14 protein-coding genes and 2 pseudogenes are annotated in these 19,575 nt (G+C 43.6%); all 16 read left to right on the top strand.

Annotation, left to right across the window (positions count from 1 at the left end):
• Nucleotides 1-22 precede the first annotated feature (22 nt).
• Nucleotides 23-865: a family 43 glycosylhydrolase gene (locus tag G3352_RS00265; protein ID WP_163753327.1), complete on the top strand. Its 843-nt coding sequence runs from the start codon at nt 23-25 to the stop codon at nt 863-865.
• A gap of 317 nt (nt 866-1,182) precedes the next feature.
• A pseudogene (locus G3352_RS31005) lies at nt 1,183-1,287 on the top strand (carbohydrate ABC transporter permease); the annotation flags it as partial.
• Between the two features lie 16 nt (nt 1,288-1,303).
• Nucleotides 1,304-3,058, top strand: coding sequence for a glycoside hydrolase family 2 protein (locus G3352_RS00260; RefSeq protein ID WP_275898401.1), 1,755 nt, complete (start codon nt 1,304-1,306; stop codon nt 3,056-3,058).
• A gap of 56 nt (nt 3,059-3,114) precedes the next feature.
• On the top strand, nt 3,115-4,515 hold the full coding sequence (locus G3352_RS00255) for a family 43 glycosylhydrolase (RefSeq protein ID WP_163752953.1): 1,401 nt from the start codon (nt 3,115-3,117) through the stop codon (nt 4,513-4,515).
• A 107-nt stretch (nt 4,516-4,622) separates the two neighbouring features.
• Nucleotides 4,623-5,312: pseudogene (locus G3352_RS00250) on the top strand (ABC transporter permease); the annotation flags it as partial.
• A 130-nt stretch (nt 5,313-5,442) separates the two neighbouring features.
• Nucleotides 5,443-6,117 (top strand): response regulator transcription factor, encoded by a 675-nt coding sequence (locus G3352_RS00245; RefSeq protein WP_099854353.1) that lies wholly within the window; start codon nt 5,443-5,445, stop codon nt 6,115-6,117.
• Entirely contained in the window at nt 6,114-7,190 is a 1,077-nt protein-coding gene (locus tag G3352_RS00240) for a sensor histidine kinase (protein WP_163752952.1), read from the top strand. Before G3352_RS00245 ends, G3352_RS00240 begins: the two co-directional genes overlap by 4 nt.
• 128 nt (nt 7,191-7,318) lie before the next feature.
• Complete coding sequence (locus G3352_RS00235; protein ID WP_345940699.1) at nt 7,319-8,071, top strand: hypothetical protein; 753 nt, start codon at nt 7,319-7,321, stop codon at nt 8,069-8,071.
• A gap of 89 nt (nt 8,072-8,160) precedes the next feature.
• A complete protein-coding gene (locus tag G3352_RS00230; RefSeq protein WP_163752951.1) occupies nt 8,161-8,835 on the top strand; it encodes a response regulator transcription factor in 675 nt (224 codons plus the stop codon).
• Nucleotides 8,832-10,199 carry a sensor histidine kinase gene (locus G3352_RS00225; RefSeq protein WP_163752950.1) on the top strand — a complete coding sequence of 456 codons (1,368 nt, stop codon included), beginning with the start codon at nt 8,832-8,834 and terminating at the stop codon, nt 10,197-10,199. The genes G3352_RS00230 and G3352_RS00225 overlap by 4 nt, the downstream gene beginning before the upstream one ends.
• A 221-nt stretch (nt 10,200-10,420) precedes the next feature.
• A complete protein-coding gene (locus G3352_RS00220) occupies nt 10,421-11,410 on the top strand; it encodes an alpha/beta fold hydrolase (RefSeq protein WP_163752949.1) in 990 nt (329 codons plus the stop codon).
• Nucleotides 11,411-11,581: 171 nt separating this feature from the next.
• On the top strand, nt 11,582-12,562 hold the full coding sequence (locus G3352_RS00215; protein WP_163752948.1) for an alpha/beta fold hydrolase: 981 nt from the start codon (nt 11,582-11,584) through the stop codon (nt 12,560-12,562).
• 40 nt (nt 12,563-12,602) lie between these two features.
• On the top strand, nt 12,603-14,057 hold the full coding sequence (locus G3352_RS00210; protein WP_163752947.1) for an alpha/beta hydrolase family protein: 1,455 nt from the start codon (nt 12,603-12,605) through the stop codon (nt 14,055-14,057).
• A 34-nt stretch (nt 14,058-14,091) separates the two neighbouring features.
• Nucleotides 14,092-16,182: a serine hydrolase domain-containing protein gene (locus tag G3352_RS00205; protein WP_163752946.1), complete on the top strand. Its 2,091-nt coding sequence runs from the start codon at nt 14,092-14,094 to the stop codon at nt 16,180-16,182.
• A 218-nt stretch (nt 16,183-16,400) separates the two neighbouring features.
• On the top strand, nt 16,401-18,521 hold the full coding sequence (locus G3352_RS00200; RefSeq protein WP_163752945.1) for a serine hydrolase domain-containing protein: 2,121 nt from the start codon (nt 16,401-16,403) through the stop codon (nt 18,519-18,521).
• 57 nt (nt 18,522-18,578) lie between these two features.
• Nucleotides 18,579-19,520, top strand: a complete 942-nt coding sequence (locus tag G3352_RS00195; protein ID WP_163752944.1) for an alpha/beta hydrolase — start codon at nt 18,579-18,581, stop codon at nt 19,518-19,520.
• Nucleotides 19,521-19,575 lie beyond the last annotated feature (55 nt).

The following is a 19,575-nucleotide window of genomic DNA, read 5'->3' as shown; positions in this document are numbered from 1 at the left end:
TGGAGCAACACGTTCCAATTACCTGGAGCTTATTCAGTCCACCCGATTATCTCAGATTGATGAAGGCAAACGGAAAATCATCTGGTCACCGGAGCCTGGCGGGCGTTACAGCCATCATTTGTGGGCACCGGAAATCCATTTTTTGAATGGAAAATGGTACATATACTATACAGCCAATGATGGGGGAGGGGACGATTCACGGCGGATTTGCGTGCTGGAGAATGAAAGCCCAAATCCCATGGATGGAGATTGGGTATGGAAGGGGGCTCTGGACACTCCTGTCCCGGGTCTGGATGGTACCGTGCTGAAATGGGGTGCTCAATTCTATTTTCTGTACGCAGGTTACGGTCATTTTCCGGACTATGGGTCAGCGATCTATATTATGCGGATGTCTAATCCTTACACACTGACAGGTGACCATGTGCTGTTAACAGCTCCAACCTTTTCGTGGGAAAAGCAAGGCGGGATGGCGATTAATGAAGGCCCGTTTACGCTGCATCGAAATGGACGAGTTTTTCTGATTTTCTCGGCCAGCACAACCTGGTCGGAAGATTATGCACTTGGCATGTTAACCATGAATGAAGAAGATGATCCAATGCTGGCTTCATCATGGACCAAATCCCCGCAGCCTGTTTTTCGGAAGAGTACGGAGAATGGTGTATATGCCACAGGGCACAACAGCTTTACTACATCACCGGATGGTCTGGAGGACTGGATCGTATTTCATGCTCTTCCGGCACCGGGTGCTGATACTGGTTTGCGGGCAACGCGCATTCATAAATTTGAATGGAACAGGGATGGAACACCTGATTTTGGTGTGCCTTTCAGCGATGATCATACGCTCCAAGTTCCATCGGGAGAGTAAAACATAAGACTCGAGAATAGGGGATGGGTATGTTTATAGTTACAACTATTTTGTAATTAATAGCGATGTAGATAAATGATTTGGTGAAAACGAATGCTTTCATTAGACGATGAAAGTAATAATTATTATGGATTCAAACTGGAATTAACCGCATTTTAACGGCGGTTTAATGGTGTGATCCGGTGAATAATTAACTTTCCCATGCTGTTTGAAGGAAATGTAAGCAATAATACCAGACATATTTTATTACAAGAAAATAAATTGAAAACGTTGACATCTAATTATTGTGTAATTATACTTTGATTCAAATACAGAACAAATATTGCACCATTGTTGTGTCCACCATTCCAATACTGATGGTATACCCTTTCCTGCAAAAGTACTTTGTAAAAGGAGTATATATCGGTTCAATCAAAGGCTAATAGGAGTGATTTACGTATGAATAAAGACAAGATGACATTGACACCACGCCCGGAATATCCTCGCCCTCAGTGGGTGCGTAACCATTGGATCAATCTGAACGGAACTTGGCAGTTCGAAATGGATCATGGCAAAAGTGGAAAAGAACGGGGTTATGATCAGTCCGAACATCACCTCTCTGGAACTATTACTGTTCCGTTCTGTCCAGAGAGTAAACTGTCCGGGGTGGGCTATACCGATTTTATGGCAGCAGTATGGTATAAACGCGAGTTCTCCATCCCGGATGCCTGGATGAATGGACGCATTTTGCTTCATTTTGGTGCTGTTGATTACGAAGCCGAGATCTGGGTCAATGGAAAAGCCGTTGGTAAACATCGGGGAGGCTATTCGCCATTCCATTTTGATATCACACCCCATGTTTCGTCGGGAACGAATGTAGTCACGGTTTATGCGGAAGACGATGTGCGTTCAGGACTTCAGCCGCGAGGCAAACAGAGCGAACGCTTCCACTCGCATGGCTGCGATTACACGCGGACTACCGGCATTTGGCAAACGGTGTGGCTGGAGCAAGTGCCAGAGGTGTACCTCTCCGACATGAAAGTCGCGGCTGATCCGGATAATGCATGCGTGCACCTTGAAGTGAAAATATGCGGTAACGCTGCTGGAGGAGAGCTGGCTGCAACTGCCCACTTTGACGGCAAGGATGTTGGATCGACAACGGCGGTTGTCCATGGACCTGCTGTGAAGCTTACCGTCCCATTATCCGAAATCCATTTATGGGAGCCGGGGAATGCCAAATTGTATGATCTGGAGTTGAAGCTGCATGGGCAGGATCAGACCATCGATACGGTAGGCTCGTATTTCGGACTGCGGACGGTAAGGTTGGATGGTATGGCATTTCGTATCAATGAGAAGTCCGTTTTTCAGCGGCTTGTGCTGGATCAGGGCTTTTACCCGGATGGGATCTACACCGCACCTAGCGACGAAGATCTGCGCAAGGACATCGAGATTTCCATGGGGCTTGGTTTTAATGGAGCGAGATTGCACGAAAAGATGTTTGAGCCGCGTTTCCTGTATTGGGCTGATCAGCTTGGTTACCTGGTATGGGGAGAACATGCCAACTGGGGACAGGATATTACAACGACCGAAAGCCTTGCCCGGTTTTTGCCAGAATGGATGGAAGGTATGGAACGCGACTTTAATCATCCATCGCTTATCGGCTGGTGTCCGTTCAACGAAACGTGGGATCGTGATGGAACCCGGCAGGATAATGATGTGCTACGCATTGTCTATGAGATGACCAAACGTATGGACCCGACACGTCCTGTCATTGATACCAGCGGTAACTTTCATGTGGTGACGGATATCTTCGATTTGCATGACTATGATCAGAACCCGGAAACGTTCATGGCCAGATATGAACCGATGAAAAGCGGCGGAGAAGTATTCAATACGTTTCCGGAGCGGCAGACGTATGAAGGGCAGCCATATTTTATTAGCGAGTATGGCGGTATCTGGTGGAATCCGGATCAGCAAGATGAGAAAGCTTGGGGCTACGGGGACAGACCGCAATCTGAAGAAGCTTTCATTGCACGTTATGAGGGATTAACGAATGTCCTGCTGGACCATCCGAAAATGTTCGGGTTTTGTTATACCCAGCTATATGATGTGGAACAGGAAGTGAATGGACTGTACACCTATGACCGCCGTCCCAAATTCGACCCGGAAACGATTCGTCGCATTAATTCCCGCAAGGCTGCCATTGAAGATTGAATGTTGAAGGTCAGCTACGCGCATAATTCATAATCCTATAGGGAGCGTGACTGTAGATGAAAATAATGAATTACAGGAACAAATTGTTGCTGGCCTTATGTGCATTCCTTATTTTCCTAATGGGACAGACGACGCATGCTGCGACCGTTCAGAATAACTTCTACAATGTCGTGATGCAGGATGGAGCTGATCCATGGGTCTACAAGCACACAGATGGATTCTATTATTTCACCAAAACAACAGGTGGTAACGTTACCATCTGGAAGTCAGCTCAATTAACAACCGTTGATGCGGCTCCAACCACAGTGGTGAATACTGGCTGCTGCGGCATCTGGGCTCCAGAGCTTCATTACATCAATGGTGCTTGGTATATCTATTATGCGAAGGATGATGGAGACAACGTCAATCACCGCATGTATGTTATGGAAAATACGTCAGCTGATCCTACACAGGGAACCTGGCAATACAAAGGACAGATTACGGATCCCACCAACAAGTGGGCTATCGATGGGACGGTATTGCAGGTGAACGGACAGCTCTACTTCATCTGGTCGGGCTGGGAAGCAGATATGAATGTAAGGCAGAATCTGTACATTGCCCATATGAGTAATCCCTGGACGATCGATTCAAATCGCGTGGAAATTGCACGACCAACCTACAACTGGGAAACCAATCATTCCCCGAATGTAAATGAAGGGCCGCAGGTGATCGTTCGAAACGGAGTTATCAGTCTAGTCTACTCTGCAAGTGGCAGTTGGACCAACGACTATTGTCTGGGGCTGATTACCGCTAACACCTCAAGCAATTTGCTGAATTCGGCATCCTGGAGCAAGCGCAGTCAGCCTATCTTCCAATCGGGGAACGGCTTGTATGGTCCGGGTCATCATTCTTTTACGAAATCGCCTGACGGGACTGAGGACTGGATCATGTACCACACAGCGAAATCCAATAATTCCGGATGGAATCGTGAGATTCGCTTACAGAAGTTCACCTGGAATGCCGACAATACCCCGAACTTGGGTACACCGGTGAATCCCAACGCACCCATTGCTCTACCTTCGGGAGAAAAGTCAATCGTTCGATATGAAGGAGAAGAGGGAACCTTTGGTGGGATCGCTTATGCATCCCAGAGTCCTTCTGGTTCAGGCGGCATGAAAGCTGGTCATATCGATACGGCGGACAGCTATGTAGAATTTAACGTCAATGCAGCAACTGCAGGGCAATATATTCTCCTGGCAAGGACGGCGAATGGCACAGCAGGTGGGAATTGGTCCAACCTGCTGCTGAGTGTGAATGGAGGTACAGCCAGCCCATTCTACATTACGAACAAGGGATGGGAGAACTGGGGACTGTCTACAGCAAGAGTTCAGCTAAAGGCTGGTGTGAACAAAATTCGTTTCTCCAAAGGTGAAGGATATGGAGAACTGGACTTCTTTGATATCAAACCTGCAAATTAGAGAATGATAGCCCGATCTGAACCCTGCCGGTGTCCATTTGGACATTGGCGGGGTTTTGTGTTTTGAAATTGAAAATTTTCTGATTCTATTCATATTCAGTTCATAAAAAGCAATTATTCGATGTTACTCTACAGCCGATCATTTTCACATTAATGTTTACGTACATTTTTGGTGGTGCGGTCTCGGGAAACATTCAAGCTTATTTGTTGGTCATTATTCCGGGTATACTTGTGCAGACAGTAATTACAAGCTCCGTCGTTACTGGCGTGCAATTGCGTGAGGATATGGATAAAGGGGTATTCGACAGATTCAAATCATTGCCTATAGCACGTATTGCGCCACTGGCTGGAGCATTGCTGGCGGACACGATCCGATATACTATTGCAACAATCCTTACCTTTGCAATTGGATATCTATTGGGATATAGCCCTGCAGGTGGATTGGGTCATGTCGCCATGGCAGGATTACTGGTTATTGTGTGCGCTTGGGCGATCAGTTGGATTTTTGCTTTTCTCGGTGTTATTGCACGTACAGCGTCCAGTGTACAAGGGATTTCCATGCTCGTATTGTTTCCGCTCACCTTTGCTTCGAACGCTTTCGTTCCGGTAGATACGATGCCGAATTGGCTTCAGTGGATTGTTAATGTCAATCCGATATCCCATTTGGTCTCGGCTGTACGGGATTTGGCGAATCAAGGGACAATGGGCACAGATTTGGTGACTAGCCTTGCTGGAGCGGCGGTTATTGTAGCTATTTTTGCACCATTAACAGTACGGGCATATATGCGCAGAACGTAATTGAAAATCATAAAATTTTCTAAAAATGTTGAGTTATCAGGAAAGAGACGTTGTGCCTTCATAGTGTAAGGTCTTCTTCTTGACAGAATGTGGAGTATAAGGCAAGGTTGAAAAAATGGAGGTGGTCACTTTGACAAGCATATTGGTCGTTGATGACGACCCGCATATCCGAGAGCTGGTAGGACATTTTTTACAGCAGGAGGGTTTGCACGTAATCGAGGCTGTTGACGGTTTGGATGCACTGCGATTACTCGCTGACCATAAGGTTGACCTCGTCGTTCTCGATATTATGATGCCAGGCATGGACGGATGGGAATTGTGCCGCCAGTTGCGGCAGCAGACGGATCTACCGCTACTGATGTTGACGGCCAAAGGAGAAACCTCGCAGATCATCAAAGGTTTTACCCTTGGGACGGATGATTATCTGGTGAAGCCTTTTGATCCGTTGGTGCTGGTTGCACGAGTGAAGGCTTTATTGAAACGATATCGGATTATGACTTCACAAGTGATTCTGCTTGGTGAACTGGTCCTGCGGGGGGATACGTTTGAGTGCAAGAAAGGAGATCAGGATATTGTGTTGCCACGCAAGGAATTTGAATTGCTATTCACCCTTGCGAGTTATCCTGGCAAGACCTTTACACGTGATCAGTTAATCGAAAAGATCTGGGGTTATGATTACGAAGGGGACGAGAGGACAATTGATGTGCATATCAAGCGACTTCGTGAACGGTTTCCGGAGGAAGAGCATGCTTTTGTCATTCGTACTATGCGAGGTTTAGGCTATCGCCTGGAGGTACGGCAATGAAGCAGGAGGCTGGATTTCTTCATATTGCCAGAAACGTCATTCTGGTATCTCTGGCCCTGTTTGCCTGCTGGACAGCAGCTTTCTACCTTACGAGATATGTGTATTCCTTTGTCCCATGGGAACCGCATGAATTGCTTGCTTTTCTGATTAATGCCATGCTTGGGTTCATTTTTTTTGGGTTATGCATTACAATGATCGGTCCGCTGGTTAAAGGCAGGCAGTATGAATTTTTTAATGAGATGATTCAGGCATTGAAAAGCATTTCCCGGGGGGATTTTCGTGTGAATCTGGATGCGGAATTTGCCAATAGAAACGGGAGACAGAGAAATCCCCACCCGTTTGTGCAGTTGGTTGAAAGCATCAATGACATGGCAGCAAATCTCAAAGTGATGGAAGATTTGCGTCAGGAATTCATCTCCAATGTATCACATGAGATCGGATCGCCGCTCACGTCAATCAGCGGGTTCGCCAGAGCGCTGAAAAATAAAGATATGGACCAGGAGAAACGGGAAAAGTATCTGACGATCATCGAGACGGAATGTGTTCGTTTGTCCAGACTGAGTGATAATTTGATGAAGCTCGCCGTTCTGGATTCATCCGAGCATGCATCACATAAAACATCTTACCGATTGGATCGGCAGTTGGTAACTCTGGTTCTGGCCTGCGAACCCCAATGGGATGACAAAAAAATAGATATGAACGTAGAGCTGGAAGAAGTTGAAATCTTGGCTGATGAGGACTTGATGATTCAGTTATGGATCAACCTGATTCATAATGCAATCAAGTTCACGCCAGAAGGCGGTAAAATTGATGTTTTCCTTACGCAAGGTGAAGGCAAGGTCAGTGTGCGTATTACTGACAGTGGACCTGGCATCACCAAGCATGATCAACTTCGTATATTTGAACGCTTCTACAAAGCAGATCAATCCCGTACACGTGCCTTGGGAGGCAGTGGGTTAGGTCTGTCCATCGTGCATAAAATTGTGGAGATGCATGGGGGTACTGTCTCCGTGTTCAGTGAACCAGGAGAAGGTGCGACATTTACTGTACAGCTACCTGTCCATTCAGAATAATAAAAAGGGTAATTGATGGACGTTGTCCTCAATTACCCTTTTTATTTCAATTAATTCGGCTGTTATTGTACAAAATAAGGTATATAATCGATAATCTGCAGGGTAGCCAATACATAAGGCCGTAAGGAGTGAGCAGTCTGCTGATATCTTCCACTCACCAACAACGTCTGATTGATGTGATGAATTCATTACCGATACAACCAAAGTACTCCAAAGCACAGCTGCTGATTAATGATCTGAAATTAAGCTCAGCGGGAGAGGTGGAGATGTTCTTCTCTCCACATAATGAATATATCAATCCTTCCGCAAAAGTCATGCTTGTGGGCATCACACCAGGTTGGCAGCAAATGGAGATTGCATATAGAACGGCTACCCAGGCTTTGAAAGCACACAAATCATATGAGCAAGCCTGTAAAGAAGCCAAAATAGCGGCAAGAATGGCCGGCTCCATGCGTAGCAATTTGATTCAAATGCTCCAGGAAATAAGCTTGCATGAATATTTAAAAGTGCCCCATGTGCAAAGGCTGTTTGAAGCAGATTGTATATTGTTACATACAACTTCTCTGATTCGATATCCAGTCTTGGTGAATAAGCAAAATTACAATGGGCATCAGCCTTCCATTACTCAAAATACATTTTTGTATCAAACTGTACTTGAATCATTTCTGCCTGAAGTGGAACAGTTAAAGCATCCCCTTATTATTCCATTAGGAAAGTCGGTGGAGGCTGTACTACATCAATTGCTAGATGAACATCGGTTAGTTGAAGGGAAAATTTTATGGGGGTTCCCTCATCCATCTGGTGCCAACGGCTCTCGTGTGAAACAGTTTCTTCATAACAAAGCGGGGATGCAGAGCATTCTGATGGGATGGCGTGATTAAATTTCTTACGTGCTTCTTGCTTTTTACAAATTCAATAATAGTATAATGATTACGACTACATGACATGGAAACAGGAAAAGAGGAAACAAATGCCTACAATACTAGTTGCTGACGATGATCCGAACATTCGTGAACTCGTCTGTTTATTTTTGAGAAATGACGGATTTGAAACGGCTGAAGCTGCGGATGGCAAGGAGGCACTGACCGTTTACGGCTCAACACATGTCGATCTTGTTGTGCTTGATATCATGATGCCTATCATGGATGGTTGGACATTATGCAAGGAGCTGCGAAGAGCCAATCCTGATCTTCCGTTGCTCATGCTGACGGCGAGAGGGGAGACCTGGGAGAAAGTGAAGGGATTCGAACTGGGAACCGATGATTATCTGACGAAACCGTTTGATCCGTTGGAGCTCACGGCTCGTGTTCGAGCATTACTGAAACGATACAAAATCGGCTCCACGCAGACGATCCATTTCGGCAACGTCATCCTGGATCGACAAACCTACAAGGTGACAAGTGGAACAGAGTCGCTTACGTTGCCGCTAAAGGAGTTCGAATTGCTCTATAAACTCGCTGGAACACCCGGACAAGTCTATACACGTGAGCAATTGATCGATCAAATCTGGGGTATTGATTACGCCGGTGATGATCGAACAATAGACGTACATATTAAACGCCTGCGTGAACGGTTCGCAACAACATCCGATTTTCGGATCGAAACGGTGCGAGGTCTGGGGTACCGGCTTGAGGTTTACGAATGATTAGATCGTTATATATCCGTGTGGTCCTGACATTTCTGGTCTCCGTCATCGCCGGCACAGTCATTTCTTTTTTTATGTCCACGATGATATTCGAAGATCAATTGAATGAAAATGCTCAAATTAACATACGTAACTTCGGCCAAGATGTCGTGCAGATTTACAAGACCCTTCCATTAAGTGAAGCAGAATCGTTCGTGAGTGGAATGAAGCTACTGAATTCATATCATATTCGAATTTACGATGCAACGGGTCAGTTCCAGTCGTATGGAAAGCTTAACGGACATAAATCGGCCACGGTGACGAAAGAGCAACTAAAGAAAGTGTTAGATGGAGGCGTAGTACAGGACAATCCGAACGGTATTGCAACAGTTCTACTAGGTTTGCCGGTGAAAACGGAAATGGGAGCGCAAGCAATGTTTTTTGAGACGCTCGCTCCACCTTCTTCCTTGTTTGTCGTCCAATGGGCTTCGATCTTTGCAACCTGTTCATTGATTGCAGGAAGTATTATCATTCTGATTGCTTCCATATTTTTGGTTAGACCGATCAAAAAACTGACAAAAGCAACGAAGCGGATCGCTGCTGGAGATTTCAACGTCAAGCTGAATATCAAGCAAACCGGAGAACTGGGCACACTGGCGCGCAGTTTCGAAGAAATGATGCATGATTTGCAGCAGTTGGAGCAGATGCGCAGGGAATTCGTAACGAATGTGTCACACGAGGTTCAATCTCCGCTGACTTCGATATCCGGTTATGCTCAAGCGCTGAAACAAGTAAATCTCTCAGAGCAAGAACGAAGCCGATATCTTGATATTATCATCGCCGAGGCGAAGCGGATGTCCAAAATGAGTGATAATCTGCTCAAGCTGAGTATGCTTGAATCGCAGTCACAGCAACCACGACTTAGCACACTTAGCCTGGATGAACAGATCAGGCGGGTCATTGTAACTCTCCAGCCACAATGGTCTGCTCGCAACATTCACTTTGAGCTCGATCTCCAAGCAGTTAAAGTCTTGGCTGATCACGACCAGCTGAACCAGGTATGGACGAATATTCTCAGCAACGGTATTAAATTTTCCAAGGATGGCGGCGTAATTCACGTCAGCACCAAGCAGGATATCAAAAACGTGACTATTCGAATCTCCGACACAGGTATCGGTATCCCTCTTGAAGACCAGAAGCGCATATTCGAACGGTTTTTCAAGTCGGATCGTTCTCACAGTCGCAAATATGACGGCAGTGGTATGGGACTTGCTATCGTTAAACAGATTGTATCGCTTCATCAAGGGGACATCCGAGTGGAAAGTGAACCTGGTCAGGGAACGACCTTTATTGTCACGTTGCCCATCACTCCACCAACGGAATAGTTAGGCTTACAGGGTAAAGTGGATGTGTAGAATATTCATCCGATTGTCTAAACCATATTTTCAGGCCACGTTTCACATGCAAGCTCCCCCGCATGTGAAACGTGGCCTTTTTTTGTTAGTTCATACTCCGTTCATATTGTCGTCATGATGAGGACATTTTAGTTGGTTAGGCTTGTATTAACGGCTTGTTACGGCTAGTAAACAGATGAGGACAGGAGCAGATGAGTGTGACACAAGAAACAGAGAAGAAACAGTGGGGTGGAACCAGAACAAGAAAAGTGTTAAACATTTTGCTTAAAGTATTAGGTGCAATCGTTATAGCCATCCTACTTTTTGTGGCCATCGTGTATAGCGTTAACAAAATCAGCAGTCATTCGGAGAAGAAGAGATTGGAGCCTTATGGGCAGCATGTGTCTGTGGATGGAAAACAAATGAATGTCACCATTCAAGGAGAAGGACAAGAAACGATCGTCCTTTTACCAGGGTTTGGAACAGCATCACCAGCACTAGATTTTAAGCCGCTTATCTCAGAGCTATCTCAAGATTATAAAGTTGTTGTAATTGAGCCCTTTGGTTACGGATTGAGTGATCAGACCGAAAAGGAACGCAGTACGGCAAATATCGTAAGTGAAATTCATGACGCGTTACAGAGTCTCCATATTAATCGTTATATCCTTATGGGCCATTCCATTTCCGGGATCTATAGCTTGGATTATGTGAACAAATATTCAAACGAAGTAAGTGCATTTGTTGGACTGGATAGCAGTGTTCCACCGATAAGTGAACAGAAGATTGATTCGTCAGATACACAACCGATTAAATGGTTCCGCAACTTAGGATTCGCGCGAGTACAATTGAAACTGAGTGCTGACCCTTATGATGGACTACCGTATGATGAGCAGACCAAAGAACAATTGAACATTCTGATCCGAAAAAATATGTATAATACCACTCAATTAAATGAGGCAGAGAGCATGTATTCCAACTTTAAAGCAGCTGAACAGCTAACGTTCCCTGTAAATCTTCCTGTTCTTTTCTTTATTCAAAAGAATCATCCAGCAACAGACAAATGGATTCCGGAACACGAGAAGTTAATAAAGGATTCTGCACACGGTGAAGTGGTGCTGCTGGAAGCAAATCATTATCTGTATCGTTCCCATGCCAATGAAATTGCTGAAAAATTCATGGGATTTATGAAGGAAATCCAATAATGTGTTCACGGAAATTTATCCGCCAATGACGTCTCCGTAAATTTATTAATTTATTGCTTGTTCATATTCAGTTCATATTGACGTCACGGGGAGTACATTTTCATGGGTTAAGATTTCATTAGCAGCAAAGAAGAAAGCCGAACAAACAGTTAAAGACAGGAGAAGATGAGAGTGACACAACCAGAGGAAAAGAAAGCGAAGAATGGATCGAGGGCCAAAAAGGTAAGAAACAATATACTTAAAGTACTAGGAGCAATCGTAATCGTCATTGTTCTGTTTCTAGGTATTGTTTATATCACGAATGTGATCAGTACCAATTCAGAGGCGAAAAAGATAGAGACTTACGGCCAGCACGTATCTGTAGACGGGAAAAATATGAATGTGTTAATTCAAGGCGAAGGCAAAGAAACGATCGTGCTTCTGCCAGGCTATGGAACGGCTGCACCAGCGCTTGATTTTAAGCTGCTCATCGATGAACTATCTCCATATTACAAGGTTGTGGCGGTTGAACCTTTCGGTTATGGATTAAGTGATGGAACTGAAAAAGAAAGAACGGCAGAAAATATCGTAAGTGAAGTTCATGAAGCTTTACAACAGCTTAACATTAACGAGTATATCCTCATGGGCCACTCCATTGCAGGCATTTACGGCATTGATTATGTGAACAAATATCCAAACGAGGTGACGGCATTTGTCGGAATCGATAGCAGTGTTTCAACACAACCGGGTATGGATGCCAAATTGCCTACAAAAATGTTCGGATTCCTAAAAAAATCAGGTCTCCAAAGATTAGTGGTCAAATTTGGTGGTGATCCTTATGCTGGACTCCCATTTGATGAGCACACTGTAGAGCAGATGAAAATGCTGTCGAATAAAAACTCGAATAGTTCCACGATGTTAAATGAGATGGACCATATTGCTTCCAATTTTAAAGAGGCTCAAGGCTTAACCTTCCCTACAGACCTTCCACTTCTTCTTTTTATTCAAGCGAATAATGAAGGTGTAAAAGGGTGGATACCTTTGCATGAAGGACAGATCAAAGATTCGGTACATGGAAAAGTAATAACAATGGATGGCGAACATTATTTACACCATACGTTATCTAAAGAAATAGCTGAAGACTTCAGAGCATTCATGAACGAAGCGAAGTAAATATCCTGTAAAAGTCCGTGATGAGAGAGAGGAATTCAAAATGAGATTATTTGAAGTACTGTTAGTTTTATCCTGTTTCGCTTTACTCGTAGATCTATTGTTTATTAAAAGAAGTGCAAAGAAAATAGGCTTGGGTTTGGGTATAGGAAGTAGCGTTATACTCGTAGTTCAATTGTTGGTTGAGGGATACAGATGGCAGTTGCTTTTGGTATATATCATGACGGCGCTATTCATACTTATTGTTTTACTCAGACATTCCGAAAAGATGATAAATCTAAAAATAGGAAAGCTGTTGAAATATAGTTTATCTTCCCTAATTGTCATTCTGCTGGTTGCTTCTACTGCCTTGTCTGTATACTTACCTGTCTTTAATTTGCCGAAGCCGGATGGTCCAGAGAAAGTGGGCACTCAAACATTTCATTTTACGGACCAGAACAGAGACGAAGTCTTAACTGAAGATCAAAGCGACAAGAGGGAGTTAATGGTCCAATTCTGGTATCCTACTGAGAACATGAATAACAACAAGCGTGACACGCTGTTTCCAAATGATAAAGAAATGTTCAAAACGTATATTAAGAGCTTCTCTGCTTCTTTAAAACTGCCCGAATTTTTGCTCGACTACTTGAAGTATAGTCAAACCAACTCTTATGAAAATGTAGAAATATTACCTTCCACAAGTCCTTATCCCGTGGTACTGCTATCTCATGGTATGGGAACCAGTAGAATTCTACAAGCATCACAGGCGGAAAATCTGGCCAGTCATGGGTATATCGTAGTGACAATCGATCATACGTATAGCACCTTTGCTACCCTTTTTCCAGATGGCCGTGTAACGGATTACAAAAAAAGTACGACTACACTAGATGAACGTACAAAAACAGGGAATATATGGACGAAAGACGTGGAGTTTGTAATCGATCAAATCGATAAGCTGAATTCAGGTGCAATCGAAAGTCAGTTTAAAGGAAAAATCGATCTAGATCACATCGGCGCGATGGGGCATTCTTTTGGGGGTGCAACCGCGTTTAATGCAACGTATTTAGATCAGAGAATCAAGGCCGGGGTTAATATGGATGGGTCACTATATGAAGTGGAAAATAGAGATGATATAAACAAGCCGTTTATGTTCATCCGATCGGGAAGTTTTGAAGAATGGTTAGCCAATTTTGAAATGGATAGAAATTCGGATGATGAAGTAACTAAATTTCTTTCAGATGAGCTGCACATTATGAAAAATGTTATTAATGATGGGGGAAAAGTGATCTATGTAGAAGGAACCCAACACTTCAATTTCACGGATCTTCAATTCTATTCGGAGCTGGTTAAACTGTCCGGGATCACAGGAGACATCAATGGTAAAAGAGGATCAAGCATCGTAAATCAATATGTACTTGATTTCTTTAATAAGCAATTGAAAGGAACGGGCGGAACTCTGCTTCAGGGGCCGAGCGACAAGTATCCAGAGGTGAAATTTATAGATCCAAAAGAACTCTAATCAACCAAAACATTTAAATCAGGAGATGATGTGAATGGGACGACAAAAGGGAAAACGAACTTCAATCACCGCCTTAACTCTGGCGTTAATGATGTTATCTCCAATGTCAGTACTGGCCGCACCAGCTACGAGTAACAACAGCGACCTGACGTATGAACCAACCAAGAAAATTGTAGCGGAGAAAGCGAAGATCCTTACCGAGACGTATGGTACGACCAGTGTGCAGTATGCATTAATCGATGGTGGCGAGATTGTCGTATCCGGTCAGACAGGCAAGAACGATCTAAAGGACAAGGTCCCGCTTTCTTCAAACACGATCTACGGCATCGGTTCAACCAGTAAAATGGTGCTTACCACTGCTGTAATGAAGCTGGTTGACGAAGGCAAGATTGATTTGGATCTGCCTGTTGTAAACTATATCCGTGACTTTAAAATGAAAGATACCCGCTACAAACAAATTACACCACGCATGCTGTTGAATCATTCCTCCGGTCTGCTGGGCAGCACTGGCAGCAATGCTACATTGTACGGAGATAATGATACGTATTCACATGATACGTTTCTAGAGCAATTGGCGAATCAAAACCTGAAAGCCGATCCAGGAGAGTACTCCGTATATTGTAACGATGGTTTTACATTAGCCGAGATTCTAGTCGAAAGAGTTAGCGGCATGGGCTTTACTGCATTTATACACAAATATATTACAGAGCCTCTGGACATGAAGCATACCAAAACACCACAGGATGTGATTGAACCAACAAAAATGGCGGGAATCTATTCCCCTCTGTATGATGGCCAGCTCCCGCAAGAGAATTATAATATCATCGCTACTGGAGGTATTTACTCTACCGCTGAAGATCTTGTGAAATTTTCACGAATTTTCACGGGAGAGGTGGAAGGCATTCTTTCCAATAAGTCGGTAGAAGCTATGGCGCAAGAAGAATACAAAAGAGGCATGTGGCCGGAGGATAGCGATACGTCTATATCTTACGGGTTAGGGTGGGATAGTGTAAATTTGTACCCATTCAGTGAGTACGGCATCAAAGCAGTAACGAAAGGTGGAGATACGATATCGTATCACTCATCATTAATCGTACTGCCGGAATACAATCTGGCTGCAGCCGTTACTTCATCTGGTGGGACAAGTGCCAAAGATCAGTTCATTGCGAGTGAATTATTGCTCAGCGCCCTTGAGGAAAAGGGTATCATTACAGAACGGAAGCCAGAAAAATCATTTGGGGTGCCAGTAAAGGCAGATATACCTAAAGAAATATCCACGTATGCAGGTATGTATGGGGGCAATAATTCGGTTAAGAAGATCGAAATGAATCATGCTGGACAAATGACTGTATCCACACTCGCAGCTCCGAGTGATTCGGCTCAAACATACACATATACAGCGGATGGTACGTTTGTTAACGATAAAGGCACAGAAAAGCTGAAATTCGTTACGGAGAAGAATGGACACATGTATCTGTGGTCTCGATCTTATATATCCTTGCCAGGACTTGGACAGTTGGCTTTCTCAGAATATACAGCGGAGAAGCTGGAAGTCAATGAATTACCCCAGGATATTACAGCCTCATGGGAAAAGCGTGAAGGTAAAAGATATTACGTGGTAAATCAGAAATATACATCAACGGTTTATCTCCATTCATCACCAATCATCCCTATTCACTCAAATAAAGAGACACCAGGATATATGTCCAATAATAAGATTATTGGAGCAAACGAAGCAGCTACTGAGCTGCAGATCCCTGGCATGGCTGGACGTGATACCAAGGGAATTTATTTCTCCAAAAAGAATGGAGTAGAGTACATTACAGCCGTAGGTAGCGTATACGCCAGTGAGGAAATTGTACAACCACTCTATTCAGGTAAACAATCTGCAACAACGATTCAAACAGATGGATATGCCAAATGGTTTTCAGTACCAGCAACGGTGAAAGGAAAAGTTATGACCGTTAAAATGCCTTCACATGGTGCCTTTGCCGTATATGACCAGACGGGTATTTGCATTAATCACACCGTGGTCAGCGGTAAGAATGAGGTTGTGTTACCGGAGAACGGCCGTATTGTATTTGCAGGTGAGGTCGGTTCCAAGTTTGAAATTTCATTGAAATAGACTAATCTTTATCCCCTTTAAGTGTCTACTTAAAGGGGATATTTTTGTGGAGAAAGATGGAAAAATCAAGGGTTGTGAATCATCATGTACTCAAATTTTTTGCCTGTTCATACTCGGTTCATATAGATGTCACGAGCAGTACATTTATATTGGTTAAGCTTATTTTAGCACCAAAGCAAGATACTCTAATAAAGAGATACTGACAGGAGAAGATGCAGATGATACAACAAGAGAAAATAAACGTGGTTAAGAGAACAGTCAAAAAACGAACTTCAATTGCAGCTTTAACGCTAGTGTTAACCATGTTAGCACCGCTATCTGCAATGGCCGCACCGGCTGCTATGAACAACAGCAACCTTACGTATGAGGCAACGAAGAAAACCGTGATGGAAAAAGCCAAATTACTGACTGAGACTTACGGTACGACGAGTCTGCAATATGCGCTCATCGATGGTGGAGAGATTGTGGTGTCCGGTCAAGCGGGCAAGAACGATATAAACGACAAGGTACCTCTTACTTCGAACACCATCTATGGCATAGGTTCAACTAGTAAAATGATGCTTACAGCCGCTGTAATGAAGCTAGTTGACGAAGGTAAGATCGATTTGGATGTGCCTGTTGTGAACTATATCCCTGACTTTAAAATGAAAGATAACCGATACAAACAGATTACACCCCGTATGTTGCTGAATCATTCCTCCGGTCTTCTGGGCACCTCAACCAACAATGCTACATTGTATGGAGATAATGACACGTATTCACATGATACGTTTCTGGAGCAATTGGCGACTCAAAACCTCAAGGCAGATCCCGGCGCATACTCAGTCTACAGCAACGATGGCTTTACGTTAGCCGAGATTCTGGTCGAAAGAGTTAGTGGCATTGATTATACCGCATTTATACACAAGTATTTTACGGAGCCTTTGGATATGAAACATACCAAAACACCACAGGATGTGGTTGATCCGGCAGAAATGGCGGGAATCTATTCCCCTTTTTATGAGGGACAACTTCCAAAAGAGAATTATAATATCATCGGTACTGGAGGTCTGTATTCCACCGCTGAAGATCTGGTCAAATTTTCAAGAATCTTCACGGGAGAAGTTGATGGTATTCTTTCCAGTAAGTCGGTAGAAGCTATGGCGCAAGAAGAGTATAAAAGAGGCATGTGGCCAGAGGATAGCGATACGCTGATGTCTTACGGGTTGGGGTGGGATAGTGTGAACTTGTTTCCATTCAACGAATACGGCATTAAGGCCGTTATGAAAGGTGGAGATACTTTATCTTATCAGTCCTCATTAGTGGTACTCCCGGAATACAACATGGCAGCAGCCGTTATCTCTTCAGGCGGGTCAAGCTTAACCAATCATTTTATTGCCAATGAATTATTACTGAGCGCACTTGAGGAAAAGGGCGTTATTAAAGAACGGAAGCCGGAAAAATCATTTGGCGTACCCGTGAAGGCCAATATGCCTAAGGAAATCTCCAAGTTTACAGGTATATATGGCGGTAATAATTCAGTTACGAAGATCAACATCAATACGGCTGGACAAATGACGGTATCTTCACTTACAGCTCCGAGTAATCCGGCTCAAGAATACACATATACAGCAGATGGTACTTTTGTTAACAACGAAGGTACAGATAAGTTGAAATTCGTTGTCGAGGAAAATGGGAATACCTACTTGTGGTCACGGTCTTATATATCCGTTCCAGGACTCGGACAGCTGGCTTTCTCAGAATATAATGCGGAGAAGCTGGAAGCCAATAAATTATCAAAGGAGATTAACGCCGCATGGGCAAAGCGCGATGGTAAAAAATATTATCTGGTGAATGAGAAATACACATCAATGGTCTATCTCAATGCTTCATCGATCCTGCCTATTCATATGAATAAAGAGAATCCAGGATATATGTCCAATAATAAGATTATTGGAGCTAACGAAGCAGCCAATCCTTTGCAAATTCCGGGTACTGCCGGACGTGATACGATGGACATTCATTTCTCTCAAAAGAACGGAGGAGAGTATCTTACAGCTTCGGGTTATGTATACGCCAGTGAGGAACTTGTAAAACCCATCTATCCAGGTAAACAATCCGCAACAACCATTCAAGCAGATGGATATGCTAAATGGTTCTCGGTACCAGCGACTGCGAAAGGAAAAGTCATGACGGTGAAAATACCCGCAAATAGCGCCTTTGCCGTATACGACCAGATGGGAATTTGTATTAATTACACCGGGGTCAGCGGTAAGAATGAACTTGTCTTACCAGAAAACGGTCGTATTGTATTTGCAGGTGAGGTTGGCTCCCGATTTGAAATTTCATTAAAAAAGTAAAATGAATGGAGTTTCAAATGGCTGTACAATAAACGAACTCAACAGGAGAGAACCATCATGATGAAAAAAATATTTATCATTTTGCTCAAAATATTTGGTGCCATAGTTATCGCTTTTGCATTATTTATAGCCACTGTTTTTATTGTAAATGTAATTAGCAACAAATCGGAGGAAGGGAAAATAAAAGCCTATGGTCAGTCCGTAGCGGTTGACGGGAAAAACATGAATGTGTTGATCCAAGGAAAAGGTGAAGAAACCGTGGTATTGCTTCCGGGGTACGGAACGCCTGCCCCAGCTCTCGATTTTAAACCGCTCATCGATGAGTTATCCCCATTTTACAAAGTCGTTGTCATTGAGCCTTTCGGTTATGGATTAAGTGACGTAACTGAAAAAGAGCGTACCACGGAAAATATGGTTAGTGAAATTCATGAAGCGTTACAGCAGCTTAATATTCATCGTTACACGCTCATGGGTCACTCTATTTCAGGAATTTATGGACTGGACTATGTGAACAAATATCCAAACGAAGTAACTGCCTTCGTCGGGATTGATAGCAGCGTTCCAGCGCAGGGAGGTAACGATGATCCATTTCCAACCGAAACGTACAAACTGCTTAAAAAATCAGGATTCTACCGATTGTTAATGAAACTGGCCCCTGATCAACTGATTGCACCCGATGTTGATGATGAAACCAGAGAACAGATTAGAATGCTCTCACTCAAAAATACGTTTAATCCGAATAATTTAAATGAAGGAGAAAATTTTGGTCCCAATTTCAAAGCTGCTGAAAACTTGAGCTTCCCTAGAGATCTGCCTGTCATTTTCTTTTTACAAGCGAATGATACCGAAACGGAAGGTTGGATACCTTTGCATGAAGAGCAAGTCAAAAATTCAGTACATGGTAAAGTGATGACATTCGAAGGTGGACATTATTTACACCATACCCGGTCCAAGGAAATAGCCGAAAACTTCAGGAAGTTTATGAACGAAGTAAAATAAACTTAGAACAAACGTAGTTTCAGGATTGATTTCAGAAAGAATGAAACGCCCGTTC

Origin of the sequence: Paenibacillus sp. ALJ109b, from assembly GCF_010747435.1 — a bacterium.
Lineage (GTDB): Bacteria > Bacillota > Bacilli > Paenibacillales > Paenibacillaceae > Paenibacillus > Paenibacillus taichungensis.
Note: the sequence above shows the minus strand (reverse complement) of the source record. Positions and strands in the feature narration are given on the sequence as shown.

Bases quoted from the DNA above. Each gene is read 5' to 3' on its own strand.
- G3352_RS00260 (WP_275898401.1), top strand. From the start codon at position 1,304: ATGAATAAAGACAAGATGACATTGACACCACGCCCGGAATATCCTCGC.
- G3352_RS00255 (WP_163752953.1), top strand. From the start codon at position 3,115: ATGAAAATAATGAATTACAGGAACAAATTGTTGCTGGCCTTATGTGCA.
- G3352_RS00240 (WP_163752952.1), top strand. From the start codon at position 6,114: ATGAAGCAGGAGGCTGGATTTCTTCATATTGCCAGAAACGTCATTCTG.
- G3352_RS00230 (WP_163752951.1), top strand. From the start codon at position 8,161: ATGCCTACAATACTAGTTGCTGACGATGATCCGAACATTCGTGAACTC.
- G3352_RS00225 (WP_163752950.1), top strand. From the start codon at position 8,832: ATGATTAGATCGTTATATATCCGTGTGGTCCTGACATTTCTGGTCTCC.
- G3352_RS00220 (WP_163752949.1), top strand. From the start codon at position 10,421: ATGAGTGTGACACAAGAAACAGAGAAGAAACAGTGGGGTGGAACCAGA.
- G3352_RS00210 (WP_163752947.1), top strand. From the start codon at position 12,603: ATGAGATTATTTGAAGTACTGTTAGTTTTATCCTGTTTCGCTTTACTC.
- G3352_RS00205 (WP_163752946.1), top strand. From the start codon at position 14,092: ATGGGACGACAAAAGGGAAAACGAACTTCAATCACCGCCTTAACTCTG.
- G3352_RS00200 (WP_163752945.1), top strand. From the start codon at position 16,401: ATGATACAACAAGAGAAAATAAACGTGGTTAAGAGAACAGTCAAAAAA.
- G3352_RS00195 (WP_163752944.1), top strand. From the start codon at position 18,579: ATGATGAAAAAAATATTTATCATTTTGCTCAAAATATTTGGTGCCATA.